A 23807-nucleotide genomic window follows, 5' to 3' on the forward strand; every position below is an offset into this window, starting at 1 on the left:
CGCGCAACTAGGCCGTGCGCATCAGCGGGCTGAGACTGCGCGCCGCGAGCGGTGCGCCCTCGAGTCCCGCAGCCCCGAGCCAGTTTCCGAGCATGCGGTATCCGCCCTCGGTGAGAACCGACTCGGGGTGGAACTGCACGCCGAACACCGGTGCCTCACTGTGCCGAAGGCCCATGATGACACCGCCACGGGTGCGACTTGTGACGACCAGCTCGTCGGGAACCGTTCCGTCGACGACCGCGAGCGAGTGGTAGCGCGTGGCGGTGAAGGGGTCGGGCACGCCATCGTAGAACGCGCTGCCATCGTGCTCGATGAGGCTCGTCTTACCGTGCATCAACTCGTCGGCGTAGGTCACCGTGGCCCCCAAGGCCTCAGCTATGGCCTGGTGGCCGAGACAGACCCCGAGAAGAGGGGTTCTCGAAGCGAGAGCCGCATGCACCACCGGGATGGAGACTCCGGCGTCGTGCGGGGTTCCCGGCCCGGGAGACACGAGAACGGCGTCGTAGTCGGCAATTCGCGCGGCGGCATCGGACGCCGTGAAGTCGTCGTTGCGCACGACCTCGGTCTCGGCGCCCAACTGCAGCAGGTAGCCGTTGAGTGTGTAGACGAAGCTGTCGTAGTTGTCGATGACCAGAACACGTGTCATCGGTCGACGGTGACTTCCTGTGTGGGGGTGATCAACACGTCGATCCACGGAAAGACCCAGGCGGCCAGGGCGTAGACCACGGCTGCGACGAGGATAAGAAGGAGAATGATGCGCAGCCAAACGGGCCCGGGCAGAACTCTCCACAGAGCGGCGTACATGTCAGTTCCCCGATCCGACGACGGAGGCGATTTCGGCCGGCGGGCCCGCTGAGCGCGGCTGCCATGACTCGAAGGCGCCGTAGGCGATGATGCGCTCCGACGCGATGTAGAGCGGGTTGCAGCTGGTGAGGGTGATGAGACGGTCGACCGGCGTGGCTCCCTCGACCTGCGGAACGGGATCGATGACCCCGACACCGTAGGGAGTCACGTATTCAGTGTCGCGGTAACGGTAGGTGTACCAGCCGTCTTGCGTCTCGACATAGATCGGGTCGCCGATCTGCAGCTCGTTGATCTTGATGAACGCGCTGCCCCAGCCGTCTCGGTGCGCGGCGACGGCGAAGTTTCCGACCTCGCCTGGCATCTGCGTGTCTTCGTAGTGACCCGCGCCGCCCTTGTTGAGCACCGTCTGCGGATCGACACCCTCGGCGATCGTGCGCTTGAAGTCTGCACCGAACCGGGGAACGTAAAGGATCGCGAAGTTGTTGCCGGCCGAGGGCGCACCCATAACTGCGGGTTCTCCGTAGTTCACGGGCGCAGCTGCTGCTCCCGTCGTCGTGGGGGTGGGAGTGGGCGTCGTGCCGGTAACCGCGGGCAGCTTCCAGTCGTCGGCCAGTGACGAGGCATCTGACGCCTGCTCGTTGGTGAGCACGATGCTGTTCCACCACAGCTGCCACCCGAGGAACAGAAGCACGAAAACACCCGCAGTGATCAGCAGCTCGCCGAACACACCCACAACCTTCGTCGCAAGAGTGCGCCTGACAGGCGGCTGTTCTGCCGCCTTCGCGGCGCGCGACTTCTTCTTCGACGGGCGATCGGATGCGGCTTCGCCGGCTGCCGGCACGGAATCATCGGCTGCCGTGATCGTTTCGAACGCCAGAAGGCCGGTCTGCGCCGGTTCGTCGGGCGTCTCGGCTGACTGCTCCGTCGGCGAGGCGGAGTTCTTCAAAGCCTCGGCCTCGGCTTTGCGCGCTTCACGACGCGACAGAGGCGTAGCATCGGAACCCGGCTGAATATCCCCCGGCTGGTATTCGGTCATTGTTGCATTGTAAGCGGTTGATGCGGGCCTTTGCCTTGAGAGCCGAGCTGTTCTCAAGCATTCCGGGCTAGAATCTCCCCTATGGCCCGCGAGAAGACCCGTTCACCCCGTTCCGAAGTCGCAAAGACTGCTACCCGAAGCGGTGATGAGTCGACCAAGCCGAACCCGGTGTGGTTCAAACCGGTCATGTTCGGCTTCATGCTCGTCGGTCTCGCCTGGATCATCACGTTCTACGTGAGCCAGGCCAAGTTCCCGATCGCTGATCTCGGCGGCGGCAACATCCTTATCGGCTTCGGAATCGCCTTCATCGGCTTCCTGATGACCACGCGGTGGCGCTGACCCACTCCCGCTTTCACCAGCCTGTGGATAACTAGAAATTACACGCGTGTAATTATCCCCAACTGTGGATAACCCTGTTAATAACTACGGTGTAGTTCTGTGGAAGCCGGTCTAGACCAGAGCTCTGACCACGGTGAGCGCGACAAGTCCTACGCCCGTGGCGACGAGAAGCAGGATCTGCGTGTTCTTCTGACGCACGTTTCGAGTCTTGGTGAAGATCAAGCCCATCAGCGCACCCGCCGCCAGCCCGCCGAGGTGAGCCTGCCACGCTATGCCGAAGCCCGGGATGAAACCGATCACGAGGTTGATTCCGACGAGAATCAACAACTGAATGTTGTTGCCGCCGAAGTGGCGCTGAATGACGAAGAATGCGCCCATCAGGCCGAAGATCGCACCTGACGCACCGACCACGCCTTGGAAGGGAGAAGCGATCAGGTCGACCGCGACAGAGCCGCCGAGGCCGGCCAACAGATACAGCGTGAGATATCGCGCGCGGCCCAGAGTGTGCTCGAGCATCTGACCGAAGATGAACAGCGCGTACATGTTGAAGAGCAGGTGCAAGATGCTGCCGTGCATGAAGATCGACGTGATCATGCGCCAGGGCTCAAGCGGAGCGCCGAGGGCGGGCTGCGTATACGCCCCCGCATACTGCAGAGCCTGAGTGACCGACTGGCCGATGCCGGGCACGCTCTGCAAAATGAAGAAGAATGCAGTGACGCCGATCAGCGAGTACGTGACGACCGGTTGAGTCGACGTGCTGCGGAATGCGGTGACGAAGCGAGGCTTCGGGCGGGCGGGCCGATTCTGTCGCGCGCAATCGACGCAGTGCACGCCGACTGCCGCCTGCACCTGACATTCAGGACACACAGTCTTGCCGCAGCGCTGACACAGAACGAAACTCTGTCGGCCCGGATGCCGATAACAGAAGTTATCGGCATCCACTGGAGCCTGTGACACCCGCGTTCGCCTCTATTATCTCGTGAAAGAAGCTCAGACGGCTTCGATGGTGACGCTCTCGACAACGACACTGTCGAGGGGGCGATCGCCCGCGTCGGTTGCAACAGCGCCGATCTTCTCGACGATGCGCTTCGACTCGTCATCGGCGACCTCGCCGAAGATCGAGTGCTTGGCCTGCAGCCAGGTTGTCGGGCCCGTGGTGATGAAGAACTGCGATCCGTTGGTGCCGCGACCTCCGCGCTGTCCAGCGTTCGCCATGGCAAGAACGTAGGGCTGCGTGAAGTTGAGCTCGGGGCTGATCTCATCGTCGAAGGCATAGCCGGGGCCGCCGGTTCCCTGGCCGATGGGGTCGCCGCCCTGGATCATGAATCCGGGGATGATGCGGTGGAAGATGGTGCCGTCGTAGAGCTTGTCTTTGGAGACCTTGCCGGTCTGGGGGTGTGTCCACTCGATCTCGCCGGTGGCGAGACCGACGAAGTTGGCGACGGTCTTGGGCGCGTGATTGCCGAAAAGGTTGACCTTGATGGCGCCGTGGTTGGTGGTGAACGTTGCTACGTGGGTGTGTGCAGGCATGAATTGATTCTCCCATACGCCCTCAGACATCCAGACGAGGCACAGGGTATGTGCGGGTGATCGCCAGGGCAAGCCGTGCGCGGCGAGCGGTGTGCGTGGCAAGATTGGGGGGAACCGCGCTCGTTCCGCTGATGGAGGTTTTCAATGAGTCTTACTCGCAAGCGTCGCAAGGCGCTCAAGAAGTTGAAGGGCAGTGCTGAAGAGCTCTGGCTCGACCAGCAAGAGATCCTTGATCGCGCAAACCAGATCGCCCGCATCGCCGCCGGTCACGCGTCCGATCTGACTCGTGAAGAGGTCGTGCCTCGCGTTCGCGGAGCAGTCGACTCGATCGGTCCAGTCATCGGCCGCAACGTCGCCGGTGCGAAGCTCGCGGCTCAAGAGGTGCGCAGCCGTTTTGCGCACGATGTGCTTCCCTCGGTCGGCACGGCCCTCGGCTCGGCCGCCACCGTGCTGCACGTTGCCAACAACCCGAGCGTCAAGCGAGCCATCGCCAAGACCCAGCCCAAGAAGGCGCCGGTCGGCGGCATCGTCGCGATCGTGTTCGGCGTCGTCGCAGCTGCCGGCGTCGGCTACGCACTGTGGCAGACGCTGCGTGCCGACGACGAGCTCTGGATCGCCGACGACGAGGCCGTCTCCGAGACACCCGCCGGCTAGACAGCACAACAGCTAGAACGACAGGAGCGGCATCCCCAGGCGGGGTGCCGCTCTTGTCGTTTGTGCGGGCGAGCGAGCGGCGGAGTCAGTCCGCTCTGCGGGCTTCCGAGGCGGAGCGCATCCGGATACCGATATCGACGAGGTCGACGCGATCGAGCCCTGCGACGTCGCCGAGCTCGAACCATGCCGCCTCGTCTGTGCTGCCACCGATCTCATTGCTCAGATCGCCACCGACGACCGTGGCCGTGTAGACAATCCTCAGCGCGTGCAGGGGCACCCCTGAGCCGCTGAGACGCTGCCCCGCCGGAATCACCTTAGAGTCGACGCCGATCAGCTCACCGAGCTCCGCGCGGTACCCGGTCTCCTCCGAGATCTCGCGCACGGCGGCATCGGCCGGATCTTCGCCGGGATCGATGCCTCCACCCGGGAGAGTCCAGCCCGAGTGCTCGCCCGCGCGCCAATGGGCCAGCAGAATCTTGCCCTCGCTGATGATGACCGCATAGGCGGCGACCCGAATGTCCATGGCTCAGATGTCGTCCATCTGCTGCCTGAGGGCCGCAAGATCGACGTCGATGAGGGTGCGGATGCGACGGGCCCGGTTGCGCGCGTAGTCGGCGTCTCTGACGGGCGGCGTCGGAAGCGTGTCGAGGCGCATCTCGACGGCCCCGCCCAACTCGCCCCAGGCATCCTGTCTGGCCGTCTCGACGATCTCTGAGACGTAATCGACATCGTCTGCGAGAAGCCTCAGCTGGGCCGCTACGCGGGAGTACACGGCGTTACGCAGGTCGAGGCTTGCGAGGTCTTCGGGGTGGTAGTCGTGCTCGTGCTTCACACTGCCCCGCGCCCGTGCCGCACGCTCACGCAGCACGTCCGTGACGCGATCGGCATAGTCCGACTGCTCAGCGGCAAGGCGCACCAATGACTGCTTCACCTCGAGCGCTGTCGCCTCGGGGTCGAACGGCTCGTCGTGTCGCAGTGCGCCCACGATGATGTGGTTTTTCACATCCATCACAACGGCGAACCGTGCAATCAGCAGACCTTCGTCTACCGCACGCTGCGCTGCCTCTTCAGAAACAGAAATGGCCTCGGACGAAGCCGCCGGGCGCTTTCGCTTCCGATCGGATTTTCGCCTCAAGGCCATTTCGATCCACCAGTTTTATGGACTGCTGTTTGTTCACTGCGAGTGAATATCACCGCGGTGGAGCCTAGGAGAATCGAACTCCTAACCCCCTGCTTGCAAAGCAGGTGCTCTGCCAATTGAGCTAAGGCCCCGGTTGAGAAGACTTCTTGTGAAAGCCTCTCGTGGGGGTACGTGGACTTGAACCACGGACCTCTTCGTTATCAGCGAAGCGCTCTAACCGCCTGAGCTATACCCCCGGATGGGCAGATAGTAGGTTATCCCACCTGCACCTGTTTCCCCAAACCGAGCGAACTCGGAAGGGGAGAATCCGCCTAAATATTGATAAAAACTACTTGTTGGTGAAGCCGAGCAGAATTCCGCCCGTGATCTTGGTTGCGAGGTTGTACAGAACCGCGCTGATCGCGCCGAGAGCCGTGATGACGATCACGTTGAGGATCGCCACGATCACAGCGAAGCCCATGACCTGCGACAGCGACGCGAAGTCGAAGAGATCGAAGTTGTCTTGACCCGCGATGTCTTTCAGAAGGCCGTTGATCTGGTCGAAAACACCGGTCTGGTTGAGCAGCGACCACACCAGGAACGACACGACGATCGTAATGATTCCCAGAATCACCGCGAAGAGGAACGACAGCTTGAGAATCGACCAGAAGTCGACGTAGACAAGCTTGAGCCGCACCTGCTTGGTGGCTGCGGGGCGCGACGACTTCTTCGCGAGTTTCTCGGCGACATTACTCATTCGTCGATTCTTCCTTTCCGTCGGGCTCTGATACGCCCTGTGCGGCGGCGGCGCTTTCTGGAACACTATCCGACACCGCATCGGCATCGAGGTTTCGTTCTGTGTTCTTTGCGAGAGCGATGATTCTGTCTTCGTCTGCGAAACGGGCGAAGACGACACCCATGGTGTCACGGCCCTTGGCGGGTACTTCGGCCACGGCAGAGCGTACCACCTTGCCGCTGGCAAGAACCACAAGCACCTCGTCGTCCTCCTCAACGATCAGGGAGCCCGCGAGATCGCCTCGGGCTTCCTGCAGCTTGGCGACCTTGATGCCGAGACCACCCCGGCCCTGCACGCGATACTGCTCGACGTGCGTGCGCTTGGCGAATCCGCCCTCGGTGACGACGAAGACGTAGCCCTCCTCAGAGACCACAGACGCTGCGAGCAGGTAGTCGTCGCTGCGGAACTTCATGCCGATGACGCCCGCCGTGCTGCGACCCATCGGGCGCAGGGAGTCGTTCGACGCGGTGAAGCGAATCGACATGCCCTTTTTTGACACGAGCAGCACGTCGGAATCCTCCTCGACGAGCAGGGCCGAGACGAGCTCGTCGCCCTCGCGCAGGTTGATGGCGATGATGCCGCCCGTGCGGTTGGTGTCGTATTCGTCGAGCGCCGTCTTCTTGAGCAGGCCGCCGCGGGTGGCGAGCACCAGGTACTTGGCCGCCTCGTAGTCGCGGATATCGAGAACCTGTGCGATCTGTTCGTCGGGCGCCATGGCGAGCAGGTTGGCGACGTGCTGACCCTTCGCGTCGCGACCGGCCTCCTGCAGTTCGTACGCCTTGGCGCGGTAGACACGCCCCCTGTTGGTGAAGAACAGCAGCCAGTGATGCGTCGTGGTCACGAAGAAGTGCTCCACCACGTCGTCTGCGCGAAGCTGGGCGCCCTTGACTCCCTTGCCGCCGCGGTGCTGACTGCGGTAGTTGTCGCTGCGCGTGCGCTTGATGTACCCGCCGCGCGTGACCGTCACCACCATCTCCTCTTCGGGGATGAGGTCTTCCATGTTCATGTCACCGTCGAAGCCGAAGACGATCTCAGTGCGGCGATCGTCGCCGTACTTGTCGACGATCTCTCCGAGCTCCTCGACGACGATCTCTCGCTGGCGGGCCGGCGACGACAGGATGAAGTTGTATTCGTCGATCTTCAGCTGAAGCGCATCGGCCTCATCCATGATCTTCTGGCGCTCGAGGGCGGCCAGGCGTCGAAGCTGCATCTCGAGGATGGCGCGCGACTGCAGCTCATCGATGTCGAGCAGCTGCATCAGGCCATCGCGGGCGTCTTCGACCGTGTTGGAGCGGCGAATGAGGGCGATGACCTCGTCGAGCGCGTCGAGCGCCTTGAGGTAGCCCTGCAGGATGTGCATACGCTCCTGCGCCTCACGCAGGCGGAACATCGTGCGGCGCACGATGACGTCGATCTGGTGGGTGACCCACTCGCTGATGAATCCGTCGATCGACAGCGTGCGCGGAATTCCGTCGACGATCGCAAGCATGTTCGCGCCGAAGTTCTCTTGAAGCGAGGTGTGCTTGTAGAGGTTGTTGAGAACCACCTTCGCGACGGCATCGCGCTTGAGCACGATCACGAGTCGCTGACCGGTGCGGCCCGAGGTCTCGTCACGGATGTCGGCGATGCCGCCGACCTTGCCGTCTTTCACGAGGTCGGCGATCTTGATCGCCAGGTTGTCGGGGTTGACCTGGTAGGGCAGCTCGGTGACGACGAGGCAGGTGCGACCCTGCAGCTCTTCGACGTTGACCACAGCGCGCATCGTGATCGATCCGCGGCCGGTGCGATAGGCATCCTGGATGCCCTTGGTTCCGAGGATCTGAGCGCCCGTCGGAAAATCAGGGCCCTTGATGCGCTCGATCAGGGCGTCTTGCAGTTCTTCGCGCGTCGCATCCGGATTCTCGAGCGCCCACACGGCGCCCGCGGCGACCTCACGCAGGTTGTGCGGCGGGATGTTCGTGGCCATGCCGACCGCGATGCCGACGGATCCGTTGACCAGCAGGTTGGGGAAACGAGACGGAAGAACAACGGGCTCGAGCGTGCGCCCGTCGTAATTGTCTTGGAAGTCGACGGTCTCCTCGTGAATGTCGCGCACCATTTCGAGCGCGAGCGGAGCCATCTTGGTCTCGGTGTATCGCGGGGCGGCCGCGCCATCGTTTCCGGCGGAGCCGAAGTTTCCCTGGCCGAGTGCCAACGGATAGCGGAGGCTCCACGGCTGGATGAGACGCACCAGCGCGTCGTAGATCGACGTGTCACCGTGCGGGTGGAACTGCCCCATGACCTCGCCGACCACGCGGGCCGACTTCGAGAATGCCCGGTCGGGACGGTAGCCGCCGTCGTACATCGCGTAGATGACTCGACGGTGCACGGGCTTGAGCCCGTCGCGCACGTCGGGAAGCGCCCGGCCCACGATCACGCTCATGGCGTAGTCGAGGTAGGAGCGCTGCATCTCGAGCTGCAGGTCGACCTGCTCGATGCGGTCGGTCATGGCGCCCGAGGAATCGGGTGCCTGGGGGATGTCGCCCGTGGTGTCGTCAGTCATGGTGTCCTAGCGGTAGAGCCCGTCGCCGAGCAGAGCGCATCAAATATCGAGGAAGCGAACGTCTTTGGCGTTCTTCTGGATGAAGTTGCGTCGTGATTCGACGTCTTCACCCATGAGGGTCGAGAAGATCTCGTCAGCAGCCGCGGCGTCGTCAAGAGTGATCTGTCGCAGCGTGCGGGTGTCGGGATCCATCGTGGTGTCCCACAGTTCGCGGTAGTCCATCTCGCCGAGACCCTTGTAACGCTGAATGCCGTTCTCTTTCGGAATGCGCTTGCCTGCCGCCTGCCCGTTGACCAGCAGCGCGTCACGTTCTGCGTCGGAGTAGACATACTCGTGTGCCGAGTTGGTCCACTTGAGGCGGTAGAGCGGCGGCATGGCCAGATACACGTACCCGAGCTCGATGAGCGGCCGCATGTAGCGGAACACCAGGGTGAGCAGCAGGGTCGTGATGTGCTGGCCGTCGACATCGGCATCGGCCATCAGCACGATCTTGTGATATCGAGCTTTGTCTGGGTTGAAGTCTTCGCCGATGCCCGCGCCGAACGCGGTGATCATGGCCTGCACCTCGTTGTTGCCGAGTGCGCGGTCGAGCCGCGCCTTCTCGACGTTCAGGATCTTTCCTCGAAGGGGCAAGATCGCCTGCGTCTCGGGATTGCGGCCCTGGATGGCGGAACCGCCGGCCGAGTCACCCTCGACGATGAAGATCTCGCTCTTCTCCGGGTCGCGGCTCGAGCAGTCCTTGAGCTTGCCGGGCATGCCGCCGCCCTCGAGCAGCCCCTTGCGACGGGTCTGCTCGCGTGCCTTGCGAGCGGCGAGGCGAGCCTGGGATGCCTGGATCGCCTTGCGAATGATGTCGCGGGCCTGCGTGGGGTTGCGATCGAACCAGTCGGTGAGCTCGACGCCGACGACACGCTGAACGAACGCCTTCGCCTCGGTGTTGCCCAGCTTGGTCTTGGTCTGGCCCTCGAACTGCGGCTCTGCCAGCTTGATCGAGATGACTGCCGTCAGACCCTCGCGCACGTCGTCGCCCGAGAGGTTGTCATCTTTCTCTTTGATGATGCCCTTCTCGCGGGCGTACTTGTTGACGAGAGTGGTGAGCGCGGCGCGGAAGCCCTCTTCGTGCGTGCCGCCCTCGTGCGTGTTGATGGTGTTGGCGTAGGTGTGCACGCTCTCGGTGTAACCCGTGGTCCACTGCATGGCGACCTCGAGCGCGATCTTGCGTACCGTGTCCTCCTGCTCGAACGAGATGATCTCCTCGTTGACGAGGTCGTTCTTCTTCGCCCGGTTCAGGTACTCCACATAGTCTTGGAGCCCCTTCTCGTAGAGGTAGGTGACCGCGACGGGCTCGCCGTCGTCGCCGGCCGTGGCGCGCTCGTCTGTGAGGCTGATGCTGAGCCCCTTGTTGAGGAACGCCATCTGCTGGAAGCGAGCCCGCAGAGTCTCATAGTCGAACTCGATCGACTCGAACGTCTCGGCGCTCGGCCAGAACGTGATGCGTGTTCCGGTCTCGGTCGTCGTTTCGTCTTTGGACAGAGGAGCCTCGGGAACACCATTGCGGTAGCTCTGGCGGTACACATTGCCCTGGCGACGCACCTCGACTTCGAGTTCGCTCGAGAGGGCATTGACCACAGAACTGCCGACGCCGTGAAGGCCACCGGACACCGCGTAGCCGCCACCGCCGAACTTGCCGCCGGCGTGCAGAATCGTGAGCACGACCTCGACCGTGGACTTCTTCTCGACGGGATGCATGTCAACGGGGATGCCACGGCCATTGTCTGTGACCTGGATGCCGCCATCGCGCCGCATGACCACCTCGATGGAGTCTGCATAGCCTGCCAACGACTCATCGACCGAGTTGTCGACGATCTCGTAGACCAGGTGATGCAGTCCGCGGGGTCCAGTCGATCCGATATACATACCCGGACGCTTGCGCACCGCTTCAAGGCCCTCGAGAACCTGAATCTGGTCGGCGCCGTACTCGCTGTCGGGGTTCACTTTGTCTGACTCAGACATATAGAAATGGGCTCCTCAGTGCCGCCTCGATGTCAGTCATGAAGGCGACCCTTAATTCTAGCAAAGCCCACGTGCGTTAAACGGCTATATGGCGATCTGAGCCGTTTATTTTGGCAGGGTGACCGTATTTGTCACGTCAACCGTAGGTATCGCGAGGACCACGCCCTGGAATTGATCTGGAGCCCTTTTTCCAGGACGGTGCGTGGGGTGCCTGAAAGCGAACCGTCTCAATGCCTGCATCCGGGTAGGACTGGGCGATGCGGGTCATGATCATCGTGCGCATGTGTCGCAGTTGGGTGGCCCATGCTGTGGAGTCGCACTGCACGGTGAGAACGGAGTCTGTGACATCGACGGGAAAACTGTGCTCGGCCGTGTCGGCGCCAGCGATCTCCTTCCATGCCAGAAGCAGATCAGACTTCGCGAGTGGGGTGGACCAGCCGAGCTCGCTGGTCATCGCCGTCATCACGTCGGCTATGCCTTTCGGGTCGCGACCTCGCCCGTACGCCTCGCTCTCGACGACTGGTTCGCGCGTGCGGCGCTTTCGAGGCCCGTAACGTCGGCTCGTCGCATCGCCGAACACCTCTTTGAATCGCAGATAAACCGATGACGACAGCGAATGTGCGTTGCCTGAGCTTGCGCTTTCGTTGCCTGAGCTTGTCGAAGGGAGGTCCTCGCTCACGGCGTATCACTTTCGACAGGTTCAGGGAACGGGGCCGGGTCAGGTTCAGGGAACGGGGCCGGGTCAGGTTCAGGGAACGGGACGCTCGGGTCGACGATCGTTCCCGCGCTGATGCGCACCGTGTGCGGGGTCAGCGACTCCGGCACATCGTCGTAGACGGCCGCCGTGATCAGCACTTGTTCGTAGTCAGCGACCGCAATGGCCAACCTCTTGCGCCTGGCCTCATCGAGTTCTGCGAAAACGTCGTCGAGGATCACCACCGGGTCTCCCGTGGGCGATTCGACACGCAGCAGAGCCGCGGCCGAGAGCTTCAGCGACAGCGCGTACGACCAGGATTCTCCATGACTCGCGTATCCCTTCGCCGGTAGGCCGTTGAGTTCGAAGACCAGATCGTCACGGTGTGGGCCGATGAGCGTCAGCCCACGATCAAGTTCCTGCCGGCGCACACGGGTGAGCCCTTCGCGGAACAGACCGGCGATCACTTCACGGGTCAGAGCATCCTTGGTTGTTCCCTCGGGAACCGCGAATCCATCGTCGCCCTGCTCATCGGCATCCGGATTCGCGGCGAGCACGCTCAATCGATTGGCCAGCGCCGGGCGGTGGTCGTGCCCGGCTATCGAGCGGTAAGCATCCACTACGAGCGGATGCAGGCGGCCTACAAGTGCGACCCGCTCGGCTATCAACTCGCTGCCGAGCTCGACGAGTCTCTCGTCCCAGATATCGAGCGTCGAGAGGTTAGCGCCTCGGAGGCCCTGTGCCCGAGCGGACTTCAGCAGTGTGTTGCGCTGTTTGAGTACTCGCTCATAGTCGGACTGCACGCCCGCGAGCCGTGGCGTTCGCGCGACGAGGAGCTGGTCGAGGAATCGACGTCGACCAGAGGGTTCACCGCGGATCAAGGCGAGGTCTTCGGGGGCGAAGAGAACCGATGAGAAGTATCTGGGCAGTTCGCGAGGTTTGATGACCGAGCGGTTGACCTGAGCGCGATTCGCGCTCGACCTGTTGATCTGCACCTCGACGAGCAGCTCGCGCGCCTCGTGTTCGAGTCGCGCGCGCACGATCGCCGCGTTCTGACCGGCACGGATCATCGCGTGGTCAACCGACACGCGGTGAGATCCGAGGCTACTCAGATAACCGAGCGACTCGACCAGGTTCGTCTTTCCCTGACCGTTGCTGCCCACGAAGAGGTTCGGGCCAGGCTCGAGATCGACCTCTGCCGTGGCGTAGTTACGAAAGTCGACGAGGGAGAGATGCCGAACGAGCACGGTTCCCTCATGTCTTCCTGTTTCGTTCCCTGAGCTTGTCGAAGGGGTCCCTTCGACAAGCTCAGGGAACGAGAGAGGATTAGTCTTCGGCCTTCTTGACCGCGTGGCCACCGAACTGGTTGCGCAGGGCAGCGACGGCCTTCATCGACGGAGAGTCCTCCTGGCGAGACACGAAGCGCGCGAAGATCGACGCCGAGATCGTGGGCACGGGAACGGCGTTGGAGATGGCCTCCTCGATCGTCCAGCGGCCTTCACCCGAGTCCTCGACGTAACCCTCGATGTCTTCGAACTCGGGGTCTTGTTCGAGTGCCTGAACAAGGAGCTCGAGCAGCCAGGAACGCACAACGGTTCCGCGCTGCCATGCCTTGAAGGTTCCCGTGACGTCTTTGATGATGTCTTTGCGGGTGTCGAGCAGTTCGTAGCCCTCGGCGTAGGCCTGCATCAGCGCGTATTCGATGCCGTTGTGCACCATTTTTGCGTAGTGACCTGCGCCGACCTCACCGACATGGACGAAACCCTCTTCGCGCGGTCCTTCGGGGCGAAGGGCATCGAAGATGGGCATGAGCATCTCGACGTTGGCCTTGGTGCCGCCGACCATCAGGCCATAGCCGTTCTCGAGACCCCAGATGCCGCCCGAGACACCGGCATCCACGTAGCCGATGCCCTTGGGCTCGAGCTCTGCGGCGTGCTTGAAGTCTTCTGTGAAGCGCGAGTTTCCGCCGTCGATGACGAGGTCACCGTCAGAGAGAACGGTTCCGAGTTCAGTGATGACCGAATCGGTGATCTTTCCAGACGGAACCATGACCCACACAACGCGGGGGCTCGGGAGGGCGGCGGCCAGAGCGGCGAGGTCTGCCACGTCGGAAACGGCGGGGTTGTTGTCATACCCCGTCACCTCGTGACCCGCGTTGCGCAGGCGCGCACGCATGTTGTTGCCCATCTTGCCGAGACCGACGAGTCCAATGTGCATTACAGAATCTCCTTGACGAAATACGTGGGTGAGGGCGCCCGGGATCCCGGCCACCGGCATCCGGTGAATTACCGCAGCAACAGGTTCGGCTGCAGCAGGTATTTGTAGTCGTCTGTGCCGGGCTGGTCTTTGGACGACTGGCTCGTGATGAGCACGGGGCCCGGCTTGTTGGGATTGTCGGTCTTTGTGAAGGAAATCCGAACGTATTCCGAGTGCACAGCACTCAGACCATCAAGCAGGAACTGTGGTTTCAGCGACACGACGGTGTCGGAGCCGGTGAGGAGTGCGTCGATCGATTCGGATGCCTGTGCCTGCTCGGAGCCGATGGCTTCGAGGGTGACACCGTCGATCGTGAAAGTGAAGCGGAGCGCGGCTTCGCGCTCGAGGACGAGGCTGACACGACGGGTCGACTCGATGAGCTCTGCCGTGTTGATGACCGCGTAATTGTCGACTGTCTCGGGGAAGAGACGCTTCACGGGCGGAAAGTTGCCCTTGATGAGCAGCGACGTGACGGTCTTCTTGTCGGCTCGGAAGGCGATGAGTTCGCGATCGTCGGTGTTGGTGATCGAGACCGAGATGGTGCCGGCATTGCCGAAGGTCTTGCCGACCTCCTGCAGTGTCTTCGCTGGAACCAGGGCGCTGGCCGTTGTGGTGCCGGCGTCTCCCGAATCCCAGTCGATGTTGCGCACCGCGACGCGGTAACGGTCGGTCGCGACGAGCGACAGCGTGTTCTCTGAGACCTCGAGTTGTACTCCGGTGATGACCGGGGTGACGTCATCTCGGGATGCGGCCACAGCCACCTGGGCCACAGCGGCGGCGAACTTGTCGGCCGGCAGGATGCCTGATTCCTCGCCGATTTGGGGAAGGCTCGGATACTCCTCGACCGGCATGCTCAGCAGGGTGAACTTGGCCGAACCGCTCGAGACGGTGATGCGGGAGTCTTCGGATGCGAACCGCACAGGAGCATTGGGCAGTTTGCTCGCGATGTCGGAGAGCAGTCGGCCCGACACAAGTACCGTGCCGGGTTCTTCGACGTCTGCAGCGATCTGCGTTTGGGCCGAGACTTCGTAGTCGAATGACGAGAGTGTGAGGCCGTCTTCATCGGCTTTGATGAGGATTCCGGAGAGGATTGGCAGAGTGGTTCGCTGAGGCAACAGCTTGACGGCGAAGGAGACGGCTTCGCTGAAGACGTCTCTGTTGGCTTGGAACTTCACGAAGGCACTCCATACGAGATCGGCCAGTTGAGATGGGTTGCTGATTGGCCTCAATGCTAGCGGGTGGTGGCAACGTCGAGGCGTTCTTGTCATTCAGGGACGGCCACGTCGGAAAGGTTGTCGGGGGCTTAATTAATTGAATTTAACGTTAATGGTCTTAACCGCTGTGGATATGTGGATAACTTCTGTGGATTGCAGTCGTCCGTAGGGAACTACAACGGTGTGAGATGTAGAAATCGTGTGCGGCGCGCATCTACAACTCGACTGGCTGACGAACGCGATATGAACGAATCCACAGTTCTCTCGGATCGACTCACATATTTGGGGTTGTTATCCACAGCTTCTGCACAAGGTGTGGAAACTCCTGTGGGGATGGACCGTCGCGACGGGGATCAGACGTCTTTGTAGCGCTGATTGTGCTTGATGCGGTTGCTGATTTCGGTGACCTGGTTGTAGATCGAACGCTTCTCGGTCATGAGCTTGCCGATCTTGTTGTTCGCGTACATGACCGTGGTGTGGTCGCGTCCGCCGAAGAGCTGACCGATCTTTGGCAAGGAGAGACTCGTCATTTCACGGCAGAGATACATGGCGATCTGTCGCGCCGTTGCTATCGCCTGCGAGCGAGAGGATCCATAGAGATCGTCGACCGACAGCTTGAAGTAGTCGGCGGTGTGGTTGATGATGTCGACCGGCGCGATGATGTTGTCTTCGTCGAGGGTGATGAGGTCTTTGAGCACCGTCTGCACGAGCTGCATGTCGACCGGGGTGCGGTTGAGGCTCGCGAAGGCCGTGACCCTGATCAGTGTTCCTTCGAGCTCGCGCACGTTCGATGAGACCTTGGTCGCCATGTACTCGAGGATGTCGTCGGGCACGCGCAGTTTCTCGCTCTGAGCCTTCTTTCTGAGAATCGCGATGCGCGTCTCGAGGTCGGGCGTCTGCACGTCGGTGATGAGACCCCATTCGAAACGCGTGCGCATGCGGTCTTCGAAGCCGGTCAGGGCCTTGGGCGGCAGATCCGAGGTGATCACAACCTGCTTGTTGTGGTCGTGCAGTGTGTTGAACGTGTGAAAGAAGGCTTCTTGAGTTTCGGCTTTGCCCTGCAGAAACTGGATGTCGTCGATGAGCAGCAGGTCGATGTCGCGATAGCGCGAGTGAAAGGCAGCCCCTCGGTTGTTGGCGATCGAGTTGATGAAGTCGTTCGTGAATTCCTCGCTCGACACGTACCGAACGCGAACTCCGGGATACAGGCTCATGGCGTAGTGGCCGATGGCATGCAGAAGGTGGGTCTTGCCGAGTCCGGAATCTCCATAGATGAAGAGCGGGTTGTACGCCTTGGCAGGGGCCTCGGCCACTGCGACGGCCGCCGCGTGGGCGAAGCGGTTCGACCCGCCGATCACGAAGTTGTCGAAGCTGTACTTCGGGTTGAGGCGCGTGTCGTTGTTGCGTGGAGGCCCGACGGTTTCCTGGGCGGGCATCGGCGCGGCTTGAACTGCGGGCGTCTCGATGTAGACGGGCTCGGATGCCTCGGCCTGGCCCGCCATCTCGTTTCCGCTGATCTCAGGGTTGACCACCACGGAGAAGTTCGTAACGTCGAGCCCGGAGTCGAGTTGGCCGATTGCGGAGAGCAACGACGGACGGACCCTCAGTTCGAGCATGTCCCGAGTGAAGTCGTTGGGTACCTCGAGATAGAACGAACCGGCCATGATGCCCTTCGGCACGACCAGGCCGAGAAAGCCGCGTAGCTGCGGCGTGATCCGTTCATCACGTGACAGTGCCTGCAGGACGGAGCGCCATTGGCCCTCCGTCGAGGTGTCGTCCTCCGCCATGGAACTCCCGTCGAACAAATGAAAAAAATCGATTCTGCCTGTGGAAAACCGGGCGAATCGAGCCGATGTATTGGGCGTGCCCGAGCGTCAGCGAACTGGATAACTAAGCTAGTTGCTGGCATGCGACGGGGCAAGCTCACTGTATTGACTCTACGCGTGTCATGCACAGGCAGTTTCCACAGTCTGTGGATAATAGATTTCTTTGTGCCTGTGAAGTTTGACCATTGGCATTCGAGGTCGTAGGTTTAATCAGTTGACTTGTGGCCAATCGGCCCGCACTTACTTTCCCGGTTCCCTGTCGTGCACACACGATGAGGTCCGGGCCACGGAGAACACACCATGAGCAAGAGAACTTTCCAGCCGAACAACCGCCGCCGCGCCAAGGTGCACGGCTTCCGTCTGCGCATGCGCACCCGCGCCGGCCGCGCCATCCTCGGCGCACGTCGCCGCAAGGGTCGCACCGAGCTCTCCGCGTAGCAGCCGACTTCGTTTCGCTGTGTTGGCTCACGCCAACCGGATCACGACCGCTGATGATTATCGGGGCGTGGTTCGGAGGGGAACGCGTTTTGTGTCCCCCAATGCCGTGACGTACCTTCGCGCGCCCAAAAACGAACCGTCCGCTTCTTCAGCACCCCGATTCGGATTCATCGTCGCCAAGTCGGTTGGCGTCGCCGTAGTCAGAAATCGTGTCCGTCGACGTCTCAAGGCGGCGAGCTACACGATGCTCGATCGAGTGAAGCCGGGAACCGACGTAGTGGTTCGAGCCCTACCGGGAGCCGCATCTCAGCCTTACGGCGTACTCTGCGAAGAGTTGGCCGCATCGCTCCGGAAGGGATCCGCACTCGTATGACGACGGTTCCTGTCTCATCCGTTTCATGGAAATACGCGTTGATCAGCGTATTTCTGCTTCCACGTAACACAGCGGTACTCCTTCTCCGTGCCTATCGTGCGGTCATCTCACCTTTGTATGGCGACGTCTGTCGGTACTACCCGTCGTGTTCGTCATACACCCTCCAGGCAATTCAACAACGTGGGCTGTCTGTGGGGGCCGTTCTCGGCATCCTGCGCATTGCGCGTTGTCACCCCTGGGCAGCCGGTGGCATCGACGATGTGAAGCCGGCCAAAAACCCCCGATACGCGCTGACGCCGTTCGGATTCGTTGTTCCACGTAGCCACGGAAAGGGCTAGACGCTTTGGATCTCCTCGGCACCATACTTTGGCCGATCAAATGGGTTGTCGAACTCATTCTGGTCGCATTCCACTACGTCTGGACGTGGGTGGGACTCAATCCCGACGACGGTCTGACCTGGGTGCTGTCGATCGTCGGTCTCGTGCTGGTGATTCGCGCGGCCCTCATCCCGATCTTCGTTCGGCAGATCAAGAGCCAGCGCAAGATGCTCGAGGTCGCGCCGCAGCTCAAGAAGATCCAAGACAAGTACAAGGGCAAGAAAGACCAGTTCTCTCGTGAGGCCATGTCGCGCGAGACGATGGAGCTGTACAAGCGCACCGGCACGAATCCGCTGAGTTCCTGCCTGCCTCTGCTGCTGCAAATGCCGATCTTCTTCTCGCTGTTCTCTGTGCTCAATGACGCTCAGCACGAGAAGGCCGGTGGTGGAGTCGGTCTCCTCAACGAATCGCTGGCCAAGTCGTTCGGTGAGTCGAGTCTCTTCGGTGCCCCTCTGAAGGCGACTCTCGCCAACAACGAAGGCAGCGTACTGGTCATCGTTTTCGCCGTCACGATGATCGCACTGATGACCGCATCGCAGTTCATCACCCAGCTGCAGATCATGTCGAAGAACCAGTCGCCCGAGGCCAAGAACAGCCCGATGTTCAAGCAGCAGCGCATCCTGCTGTACATCCTGCCTGTCGTCTTCATCTTCTCTGGTGTGGCTTTCCCGCTTGGCGTGATGTTCTACTGGCTGACCTCGAACTTCTGGACGATGGGACAGCAGTTCCTTGTCATTCGCAATATGCCCACACCGGGTAGCGAAGCGGCGAAGGCCCGTGAGGCCCGTCTCGCCAAACGAGGCAAGTTGGTTATCAAGGACGGTCCGCTGAGCGACGAGACCGTTGTAGACGAAGCACCGAAGACGACGCAGCGTCAGCAGCCCGTCGGCAAGAACCGAGCCAAGAAGCAGGGTGGATCCAAGTGAGTGACGTGACAACAGAGACCGCAGGTCTGTCGACGGAAGAGACTGTCGAGATCGTTGACGAGGCTGCAGTTGTCGATGAGATTGGCGTGGGCACCGACCAGGCTGAATCAAGCGAATCGACGCCGGAGGCGAACCTCGATGACGAGGGCGACATCGCCGCCGACTACATCGAGGAGCTGCTCGATATCTGCGACCTCGATGGCGACATCGACATCGACACCCGCGGTGGCCGCGCCTATATCTCGGTCAACGCGTCGGGCGAGAGCAACATCAGGGTTCTCTCGAAGCCCGACACCGTGAATGCTCTGCAGGAACTCACTCGCCTTGCCGTGCAGACGAAGACGGGTGCCTTCAGCCGCTTGATTCTCGACGTGGGCGGCAGCCGGGAGGCGCGTCAGGCTGAGCTCGGCCGACTCGTTGATGCCGCGGTTGCCCGTCTCGATGCTGGCGAAGGGTCCGCCGCACTGCCGGCAATGTCATCGTACGAGCGCAAGCTGGTTCACGACATCGTTGCCGAGCGAGGACTGGTCTCGGCGTCTGAGGGTGATGGCCGCGACCGCCACACCGTCATCAGTCGCGGCTGACCACTCCCCCGCGAGCCTGGTCACCGCAATGAGTATTCCTGAGAACACCGAGGCCGAGCCCGCGGTCGCCAGCGATCTGTTCGGCGAGCGCATCGAACTCGCTCGCGAGTTCACGAACGCGCTGGCGACCCACGGTGAAGAGTATGGGCTTATCGGACCCTTGGAACTTCCGCGCCTGTGGACTCGACACATTCTCAACTGCGCCATTGTTGCTCCCCTGCTTCGCGAGGGAACCGTGGGCGACATCGGAAGTGGCGCCGGCCTCCCTGGTCTTGTCCTAGCCATTGCCCGGCCCGACGTGCATTTCACTCTCATCGAGCCGATGGAGCGTCGAGTGAAGTGGCTGAACGATCAGGTTCTGTCGCTCGGGCTCGACAATGTGACCGTTCTGCGCGACAGAGCTGAAGACGTGCGGCTGCCAGAGGGCTTCGATCAGCTCACTGCCCGTGCTGTGAGTGCGTTCTCAAAACTCATTCCGATGTGCGCTCCCCTCGTTGTGCCCGGCGGCGAGTTCATTCTGATGAAGGGCATCAACGCCGCCAAAGAGATTGAGGCTGCCGAGAAGCAGATCCGACGATTCAAGCTGCGTGACGTTGAGGTCATCGAGCTGGGCGACGGCGTTCTGCCCGAGACCACCCGCGTTATCAGGGCGACCGTCTCGTAGTCAGCGGCGATGTTTCACGTGAAACATTCGAGTTGCAGGGCTTAGCTGTCCCTCCTCGTTGCTCGACGCCGGCACCGATGGGGATGTGTCATCACATCGTCCGTCTGGACCGTGATTGATGCCAGAACCGTCGATGAAACGAGGGATGCCTCGACGGCGTGGCGACGTTTTGGCTCACGTCGGCGACAGGTGGACGGGTGTGCTGGATCCGCTTTCCACCCACTCCCCCACGTGCGGCTAACTGGGTTTGACGGTCGCCGACGGTTGCAGAGGCGAAGAATCTGACTCTGGCTGAATAAGGGAGAAGACGGCGTGGACAGTCAGCCGGAACGAGATAGACGTGTTTCAGCGTCTGGTGCGGCCTGTTGCCCGGCGGACACGCCGGGTGTCTTGGGAATCGGATGTCTAGAGTCTCCCGGCGGGAGAGCTCCAGGCCGTGATCCGTCGTCTTCGTTCTCGAGTCTCCGCGGCCGGTCATTGCTTGGGTGTTGGCGGGGTCGGTTGTGAATGGTCCGGAGTAGTGGTTGTGTAGACGGCCCGGAAAGCCGAGCGTTGGCGCCGATTGGTCGTCGTCGATAATTCGGTGTCGTGGCACATCACGGTTCGCGGTGGCCCGTGTGAAGGAGCCGGGCGGATTGCATGCCAGGCGCGCGCGTGCTGAGGAATGGGCTGCCCGCCGTGTGGGGTGGCAGAGCGAATATGAACATGAACGGTGCTCGGCTACGTACGCTCAGGGCTGTGGGAAGCATGAAGATACTGGAGGGTGAAGGCGTGAAGGCGTGTGTGAGAGCAGACGACGCCCGCACTTCAATGGTCTCGGATCCACCGAGCTCTCGGGCATTGGAGCGTGGGCCCTAAGCGAGACAGCTAAGGTATGAGCGCCTCGGGATCTTGGTAGCGATGACGTCGATGCGCAGCGAAGATGACGAGACCCGGGGCACGTGGATGGCGGGCCTTCTGCTTTGAAACCGGAGTTCATCTGTACAGCGCGAGGCCGAGTGGTGGTGGCTTGGCAGATGATCACGCTGGGCGGAGATTTTTCTCTGGTGGGTGTGACATATTCGTCTCCCAGTTCGAACTTGAGAGACGAGCTCGTCGAGCGACGTCGATCAGGTGAAGGTAGACGACGCACCTCACGGCGCTCGCTCCGGAAGCCACCTCCAACGAAAGATTCTGCCTCTTATCGAAGTCGCTGCGGCGACATGGTTACTCACCTTCCCGCCTCCTTCGGCGACCGACCACAGCTATGACGCCGCAATGCCTCGAATTGCGTGCTTGGCGCAATGTGTCGCCCCACTGTGGTGATCGCATCTTGCACGGTCGTCGCGTGGGGATGTTTCACGTGAAACATCGATCGATGTCAACGCGATCAGACTCACGAAATGTGTATGCTCGTGCTTAATGTATTTATATCGCCTTCGTCAAGAGGGCAGACCATTTTTTCGTTCGCTGAAACGGATCCTAAGCAATTTTTTGAGGACGCGGGATGTCTGAAATAGCGACCAAAATCGACTGATTTCTGTCTCGACTTAGAGTTTCCAGCGGCGGCGGGTACTTTGGTCTAGGGACGATTTCGTTTCGGCATTCGGTCGCTTGATTGATCGATCGGTGTCTTCCATCCTCTCCCCCGACCTCGGGTTTCTTCGGGTCGTCAACGGAACTCAGCAAGTCAGGATTTGTGGATGTCAACGGAACCAATCGGTGGAGACGCGTCGTTCGATGCGTCGACTCCTCTGGCTCGTGAACTAGCGGACCTCTCAAACCGGCGGCGCAACTTCGCGAAGCGTGTCGTTCCCCTGCCGGAGACGACACGAGTCTTCACTGTCGCCAATCAGAAGGGCGGCGTCGGCAAGACCACGACCACGGTGAACCTTGCAGCTGCACTCGCTCGCAGCGGGGCTCGCGTTCTAGTGATCGACCTCGATCCACAAGGAAATGCGTCGACGGCATTGGGTGTTGAACATCGCGCCGAAACTCCAAGTGTGTACGACGCGCTTATCCGAGACGAGCCGATGGCGGATCTCGTTCAGAAGAGCCCCGAGTTCGACACCTTGTTCTGCGTTCCGGCCACGATCGATCTGGCGGGCGCCGAGATCGAACTCGTGCCCATGGTCGCCCGTGAGCAACGTCTGCGCACCAGTGTCGACACCTACCTCCAGGATTCGTTCGATTCCGGGGCGGCCTATCACTACGTCTTCATCGACTGCCCGCCATCTCTGGGACTGCTCACCATCAACGCTTTCGTCGCGGCGCACGAGGTGCTCATCCCGATTCAGTGCGAGTACTACGCACTCGAAGGTCTGAGCCAGCTGTTGAAGAACATCCAGCTGATCGAGCGTCACTTGAATCCAAGCCTGGCGGTGTCGACAATTCTGCTCACCATGTATGACGGACGCACTCGGCTTGCCTTCCAGGTGGCAGAGGATGTCCGCAGTCACTTTCCCGACCAGACCCTCACCGCCGTCATCCCACGCTCAGTGCGAGTGTCAGAGGCACCCAGCTATGGTCAGACCGTGATCAGCTTCGACCCCAATTCACCCGGCGCGCTCTCGTATTTCGAGGCCGCAGCCGAGATCGCAGACAGAGGAGCCCCCACCGATGGCAACTAAGAAGAGAACCGGCCTGGGTCGCGGTATCGGTGCCCTTATTCCCACCAACGACTCTGTCGATTCCGAAGGACGCCCCGGGGTTCGACCGGTCGACGTGTTCTTTGCCGACCGGGGCGAGACCGCGGCTCAGCCCCAGGCAGATCTGGTCGAGGTGCCCGGGGCGCGGCTCGCCCACCTGAACCCCGCAGACATCGTTCCGAACGCGAAGCAGCCTCGTGCCGTCTTCAAGGAAGACGATCTCGCCGAGCTTGTCGTGTCGATTCGCGAGATCGGCGTGCTCCAGCCGGTCGTCGTTCGGCCACTCCCCCTCGTCGCCGGTGAGCGTCCCAAGTACGAACTGGTCATGGGCGAGCGTCGACTGCGGGCCACGCGCCAGGTCGGTCTCGACACGATCCCGGCGATCGTCAAAGACACGGCCGATGAGAACATGCTGCGCGACGCCCTGCTCGAGAACCTGCACCGGTCTGAGCTCAACCCTCTCGAAGAGGCATCGGCGTACCAGCAGCTTCTGAGCGACTTCGGCATCACACAAGACGAATTGGCGACACGCATCGGTCGCTCGCGCCCGCAGATTACGAACACGATCCGTCTTCTTCGCCTGCCGGCGGCCGTTCAGAAGCGCGTTGCTGCCGGTGTTCTCAGCGCCGGCCATGCCCGTGCCGTGCTCTCCGCCGGCGACGCCGAAGCCATGACCCGCCTCGCTGACAAGATCGTCAACGAAGATCTGTCGGTTCGGGCCGCGGAGGCCGCAGCGAGTGCCGCTCCGAAGCCGGCGAAGGCGAAGACCGTCGCGGGGGCCAAGCGCGGCCACCTCGACGAGATTGCTGACCGGCTCGGAGACCGTCTCGACACCCGTGTGAAAGTGAGCCTGGGGCGGTCGAAGGGCCAGATCGTCATCGACTTTGCCACTATCGGCGACCTGAATCGTATCCTCGCGGAGTTGGGTGACAAGGGCTTCGGTCGCCCCTGAGTCTCCCCCCTCAACGCAACAACCCCGATGTTTCACGTGAAA

25 protein-coding genes and 2 tRNA genes are annotated in these 23807 nt (G+C 61.6%); 10 read left to right on the forward strand and 17 right to left on the reverse strand.

Features of this window, described 5'->3' with window-relative positions:
- Positions 1 to 7 precede the first annotated feature (7 nt).
- The 3 genes from TZ00_RS08810 to TZ00_RS08820 are packed head-to-tail and all read right to left on the reverse strand — an operon-like array spanning position 8 to position 1840.
- Positions 8 to 646 (reverse strand): anthranilate synthase component II, encoded by a 639-nt coding sequence (locus TZ00_RS08810; RefSeq protein ID WP_044440923.1) that lies wholly within the window; start codon positions 644 to 646, stop codon positions 8 to 10.
- Positions 643 to 804, reverse strand: a complete 162-nt coding sequence (locus TZ00_RS20090; RefSeq protein WP_044440924.1) for a hypothetical protein — start codon at positions 802 to 804, stop codon at positions 643 to 645. Before TZ00_RS20090 ends, TZ00_RS08810 begins: the two co-directional genes overlap by 4 nt.
- A gap of 1 nt (position 805) precedes the next feature.
- Positions 806 to 1840 carry a class E sortase gene (locus TZ00_RS08820; RefSeq protein ID WP_084606005.1) on the reverse strand — a complete coding sequence of 345 codons (1035 nt, stop codon included), beginning with the start codon at positions 1838 to 1840 and terminating at the stop codon, positions 806 to 808.
- Between the two features lie 81 nt (positions 1841 to 1921).
- On the opposite strand from TZ00_RS08820, the gene TZ00_RS08825 reads away from it, so the two are divergent.
- Positions 1922 to 2179 (forward strand): cell division protein CrgA, encoded by a 258-nt coding sequence (locus TZ00_RS08825; RefSeq protein WP_044440925.1) that lies wholly within the window; start codon positions 1922 to 1924, stop codon positions 2177 to 2179.
- Positions 2180 to 2290: 111 nt separating this feature from the next.
- Here the strand turns inward: TZ00_RS08825 and TZ00_RS08830 are convergent, their stop codons facing one another.
- Positions 2291 to 3028, reverse strand: coding sequence for a rhomboid family intramembrane serine protease (locus TZ00_RS08830; protein WP_238579629.1), 738 nt, complete (start codon positions 3026 to 3028; stop codon positions 2291 to 2293).
- Positions 3029 to 3169: 141 nt separating this feature from the next.
- A complete protein-coding gene (locus TZ00_RS08835) occupies positions 3170 to 3709 on the reverse strand; it encodes a peptidylprolyl isomerase (protein WP_044440928.1) in 540 nt (179 codons plus the stop codon).
- A 144-nt stretch (positions 3710 to 3853) separates the two neighbouring features.
- Here TZ00_RS08835 and TZ00_RS08840 point away from each other — a divergent pair, with 144 nt between their 5' ends.
- Positions 3854 to 4363: a hypothetical protein gene (locus TZ00_RS08840; protein ID WP_044440930.1), complete on the forward strand. Its 510-nt coding sequence runs from the start codon at positions 3854 to 3856 to the stop codon at positions 4361 to 4363.
- Positions 4364 to 4448: 85 nt separating this feature from the next.
- On the opposite strand, the gene TZ00_RS08845 is transcribed toward TZ00_RS08840, so the two are convergent.
- The 12 genes from TZ00_RS08845 to dnaA form a co-directional block, all read right to left on the reverse strand.
- Complete coding sequence (locus TZ00_RS08845; RefSeq protein WP_044440932.1) at positions 4449 to 4886, reverse strand: NUDIX hydrolase; 438 nt, start codon at positions 4884 to 4886, stop codon at positions 4449 to 4451.
- Positions 4887 to 4889: 3 nt separating this feature from the next.
- Positions 4890 to 5372, reverse strand: a complete 483-nt coding sequence (locus tag TZ00_RS08850) for a hypothetical protein (protein WP_044440934.1) — start codon at positions 5370 to 5372, stop codon at positions 4890 to 4892.
- Between the two features lie 190 nt (positions 5373 to 5562).
- A tRNA-Ala gene (locus TZ00_RS08855) sits at positions 5563 to 5635 on the reverse strand.
- A gap of 31 nt (positions 5636 to 5666) precedes the next feature.
- Positions 5667 to 5740, reverse strand: a tRNA-Ile gene (locus tag TZ00_RS08860).
- Positions 5741 to 5832: 92 nt separating this feature from the next.
- On the reverse strand, positions 5833 to 6240 hold the full coding sequence (locus TZ00_RS08865) for a DUF3566 domain-containing protein (protein ID WP_044440936.1): 408 nt from the start codon (positions 6238 to 6240) through the stop codon (positions 5833 to 5835).
- Positions 6233 to 8821, reverse strand: coding sequence for a DNA gyrase subunit A (gene gyrA, locus TZ00_RS08870; RefSeq protein ID WP_044440938.1), 2589 nt, complete (start codon positions 8819 to 8821; stop codon positions 6233 to 6235). The genes TZ00_RS08865 and gyrA overlap by 8 nt, the downstream gene beginning before the upstream one ends.
- A 39-nt stretch (positions 8822 to 8860) precedes the next feature.
- The gene (gene gyrB / locus TZ00_RS08875; protein WP_044440940.1) at positions 8861 to 10834 is read right to left on the reverse strand and encodes a DNA topoisomerase (ATP-hydrolyzing) subunit B; all 1974 of its coding nucleotides are present in this window, start codon (positions 10832 to 10834) and stop codon (positions 8861 to 8863) included.
- Between the two features lie 136 nt (positions 10835 to 10970).
- On the reverse strand, positions 10971 to 11513 hold the full coding sequence (locus TZ00_RS08880; protein ID WP_238579630.1) for a DciA family protein: 543 nt from the start codon (positions 11511 to 11513) through the stop codon (positions 10971 to 10973).
- Entirely contained in the window at positions 11510 to 12775 is a 1266-nt protein-coding gene (recF, locus tag TZ00_RS08885; RefSeq protein WP_084606006.1) for a DNA replication/repair protein RecF, read from the reverse strand. The genes TZ00_RS08880 and recF overlap by 4 nt, the downstream gene beginning before the upstream one ends.
- Positions 12776 to 12854: 79 nt before the next feature.
- Positions 12855 to 13745, reverse strand: a complete 891-nt coding sequence (gene gnd / locus TZ00_RS08890) for a phosphogluconate dehydrogenase (NAD(+)-dependent, decarboxylating) (RefSeq protein ID WP_044440942.1) — start codon at positions 13743 to 13745, stop codon at positions 12855 to 12857.
- A gap of 68 nt (positions 13746 to 13813) precedes the next feature.
- Positions 13814 to 14959, reverse strand: coding sequence for a DNA polymerase III subunit beta (gene dnaN / locus TZ00_RS08895; RefSeq protein ID WP_044440944.1), 1146 nt, complete (start codon positions 14957 to 14959; stop codon positions 13814 to 13816).
- 392 nt (positions 14960 to 15351) lie between these two features.
- A complete protein-coding gene (gene dnaA / locus TZ00_RS08900; RefSeq protein WP_044440946.1) occupies positions 15352 to 16785 on the reverse strand; it encodes a chromosomal replication initiator protein DnaA in 1434 nt (477 codons plus the stop codon).
- 339 nt (positions 16786 to 17124) lie between these two features.
- On the opposite strand from dnaA, the gene rpmH reads away from it, so the two are divergent.
- The 8 genes from rpmH to TZ00_RS08930 all read left to right on the forward strand — a co-directional run bounded on the left by rpmH (position 17125) and on the right by TZ00_RS08930 (position 23765).
- On the forward strand, positions 17125 to 17262 hold the full coding sequence (gene rpmH / locus TZ00_RS08905) for a 50S ribosomal protein L34 (RefSeq protein WP_010204566.1): 138 nt from the start codon (positions 17125 to 17127) through the stop codon (positions 17260 to 17262).
- 19 nt (positions 17263 to 17281) lie between these two features.
- Complete coding sequence (gene rnpA, locus TZ00_RS19275; RefSeq protein ID WP_084606007.1) at positions 17282 to 17635, forward strand: ribonuclease P protein component; 354 nt, start codon at positions 17282 to 17284, stop codon at positions 17633 to 17635.
- The gene (gene yidD, locus TZ00_RS19280; protein WP_084606008.1) at positions 17632 to 17973 is read left to right on the forward strand and encodes a membrane protein insertion efficiency factor YidD; all 342 of its coding nucleotides are present in this window, start codon (positions 17632 to 17634) and stop codon (positions 17971 to 17973) included. Before rnpA ends, yidD begins: the two co-directional genes overlap by 4 nt.
- A 5-nt stretch (positions 17974 to 17978) precedes the next feature.
- On the forward strand, positions 17979 to 18938 hold the full coding sequence (gene yidC / locus TZ00_RS08910) for a membrane protein insertase YidC (RefSeq protein ID WP_044440948.1): 960 nt from the start codon (positions 17979 to 17981) through the stop codon (positions 18936 to 18938).
- An 80-nt stretch (positions 18939 to 19018) separates the two neighbouring features.
- Entirely contained in the window at positions 19019 to 19522 is a 504-nt protein-coding gene (locus TZ00_RS08915; protein ID WP_152631159.1) for a Jag family protein, read from the forward strand.
- A gap of 34 nt (positions 19523 to 19556) precedes the next feature.
- The gene (gene rsmG / locus TZ00_RS08920; protein WP_174436068.1) at positions 19557 to 20186 is read left to right on the forward strand and encodes a 16S rRNA (guanine(527)-N(7))-methyltransferase RsmG; all 630 of its coding nucleotides are present in this window, start codon (positions 19557 to 19559) and stop codon (positions 20184 to 20186) included.
- Between the two features lie 1682 nt (positions 20187 to 21868).
- Positions 21869 to 22795, forward strand: coding sequence for a ParA family protein (locus tag TZ00_RS08925; RefSeq protein WP_044440950.1), 927 nt, complete (start codon positions 21869 to 21871; stop codon positions 22793 to 22795).
- Positions 22785 to 23765, forward strand: coding sequence for a ParB/RepB/Spo0J family partition protein (locus TZ00_RS08930; RefSeq protein WP_044440952.1), 981 nt, complete (start codon positions 22785 to 22787; stop codon positions 23763 to 23765). The genes TZ00_RS08925 and TZ00_RS08930 overlap by 11 nt, the downstream gene beginning before the upstream one ends.
- The last annotated feature ends 42 nt before the right edge of the window (positions 23766 to 23807 follow it).

Source organism: Agreia bicolorata, assembly GCF_000938265.1.
Taxonomy (GTDB): Bacteria; Actinomycetota; Actinomycetes; order Actinomycetales; family Microbacteriaceae; genus Agreia; species Agreia bicolorata.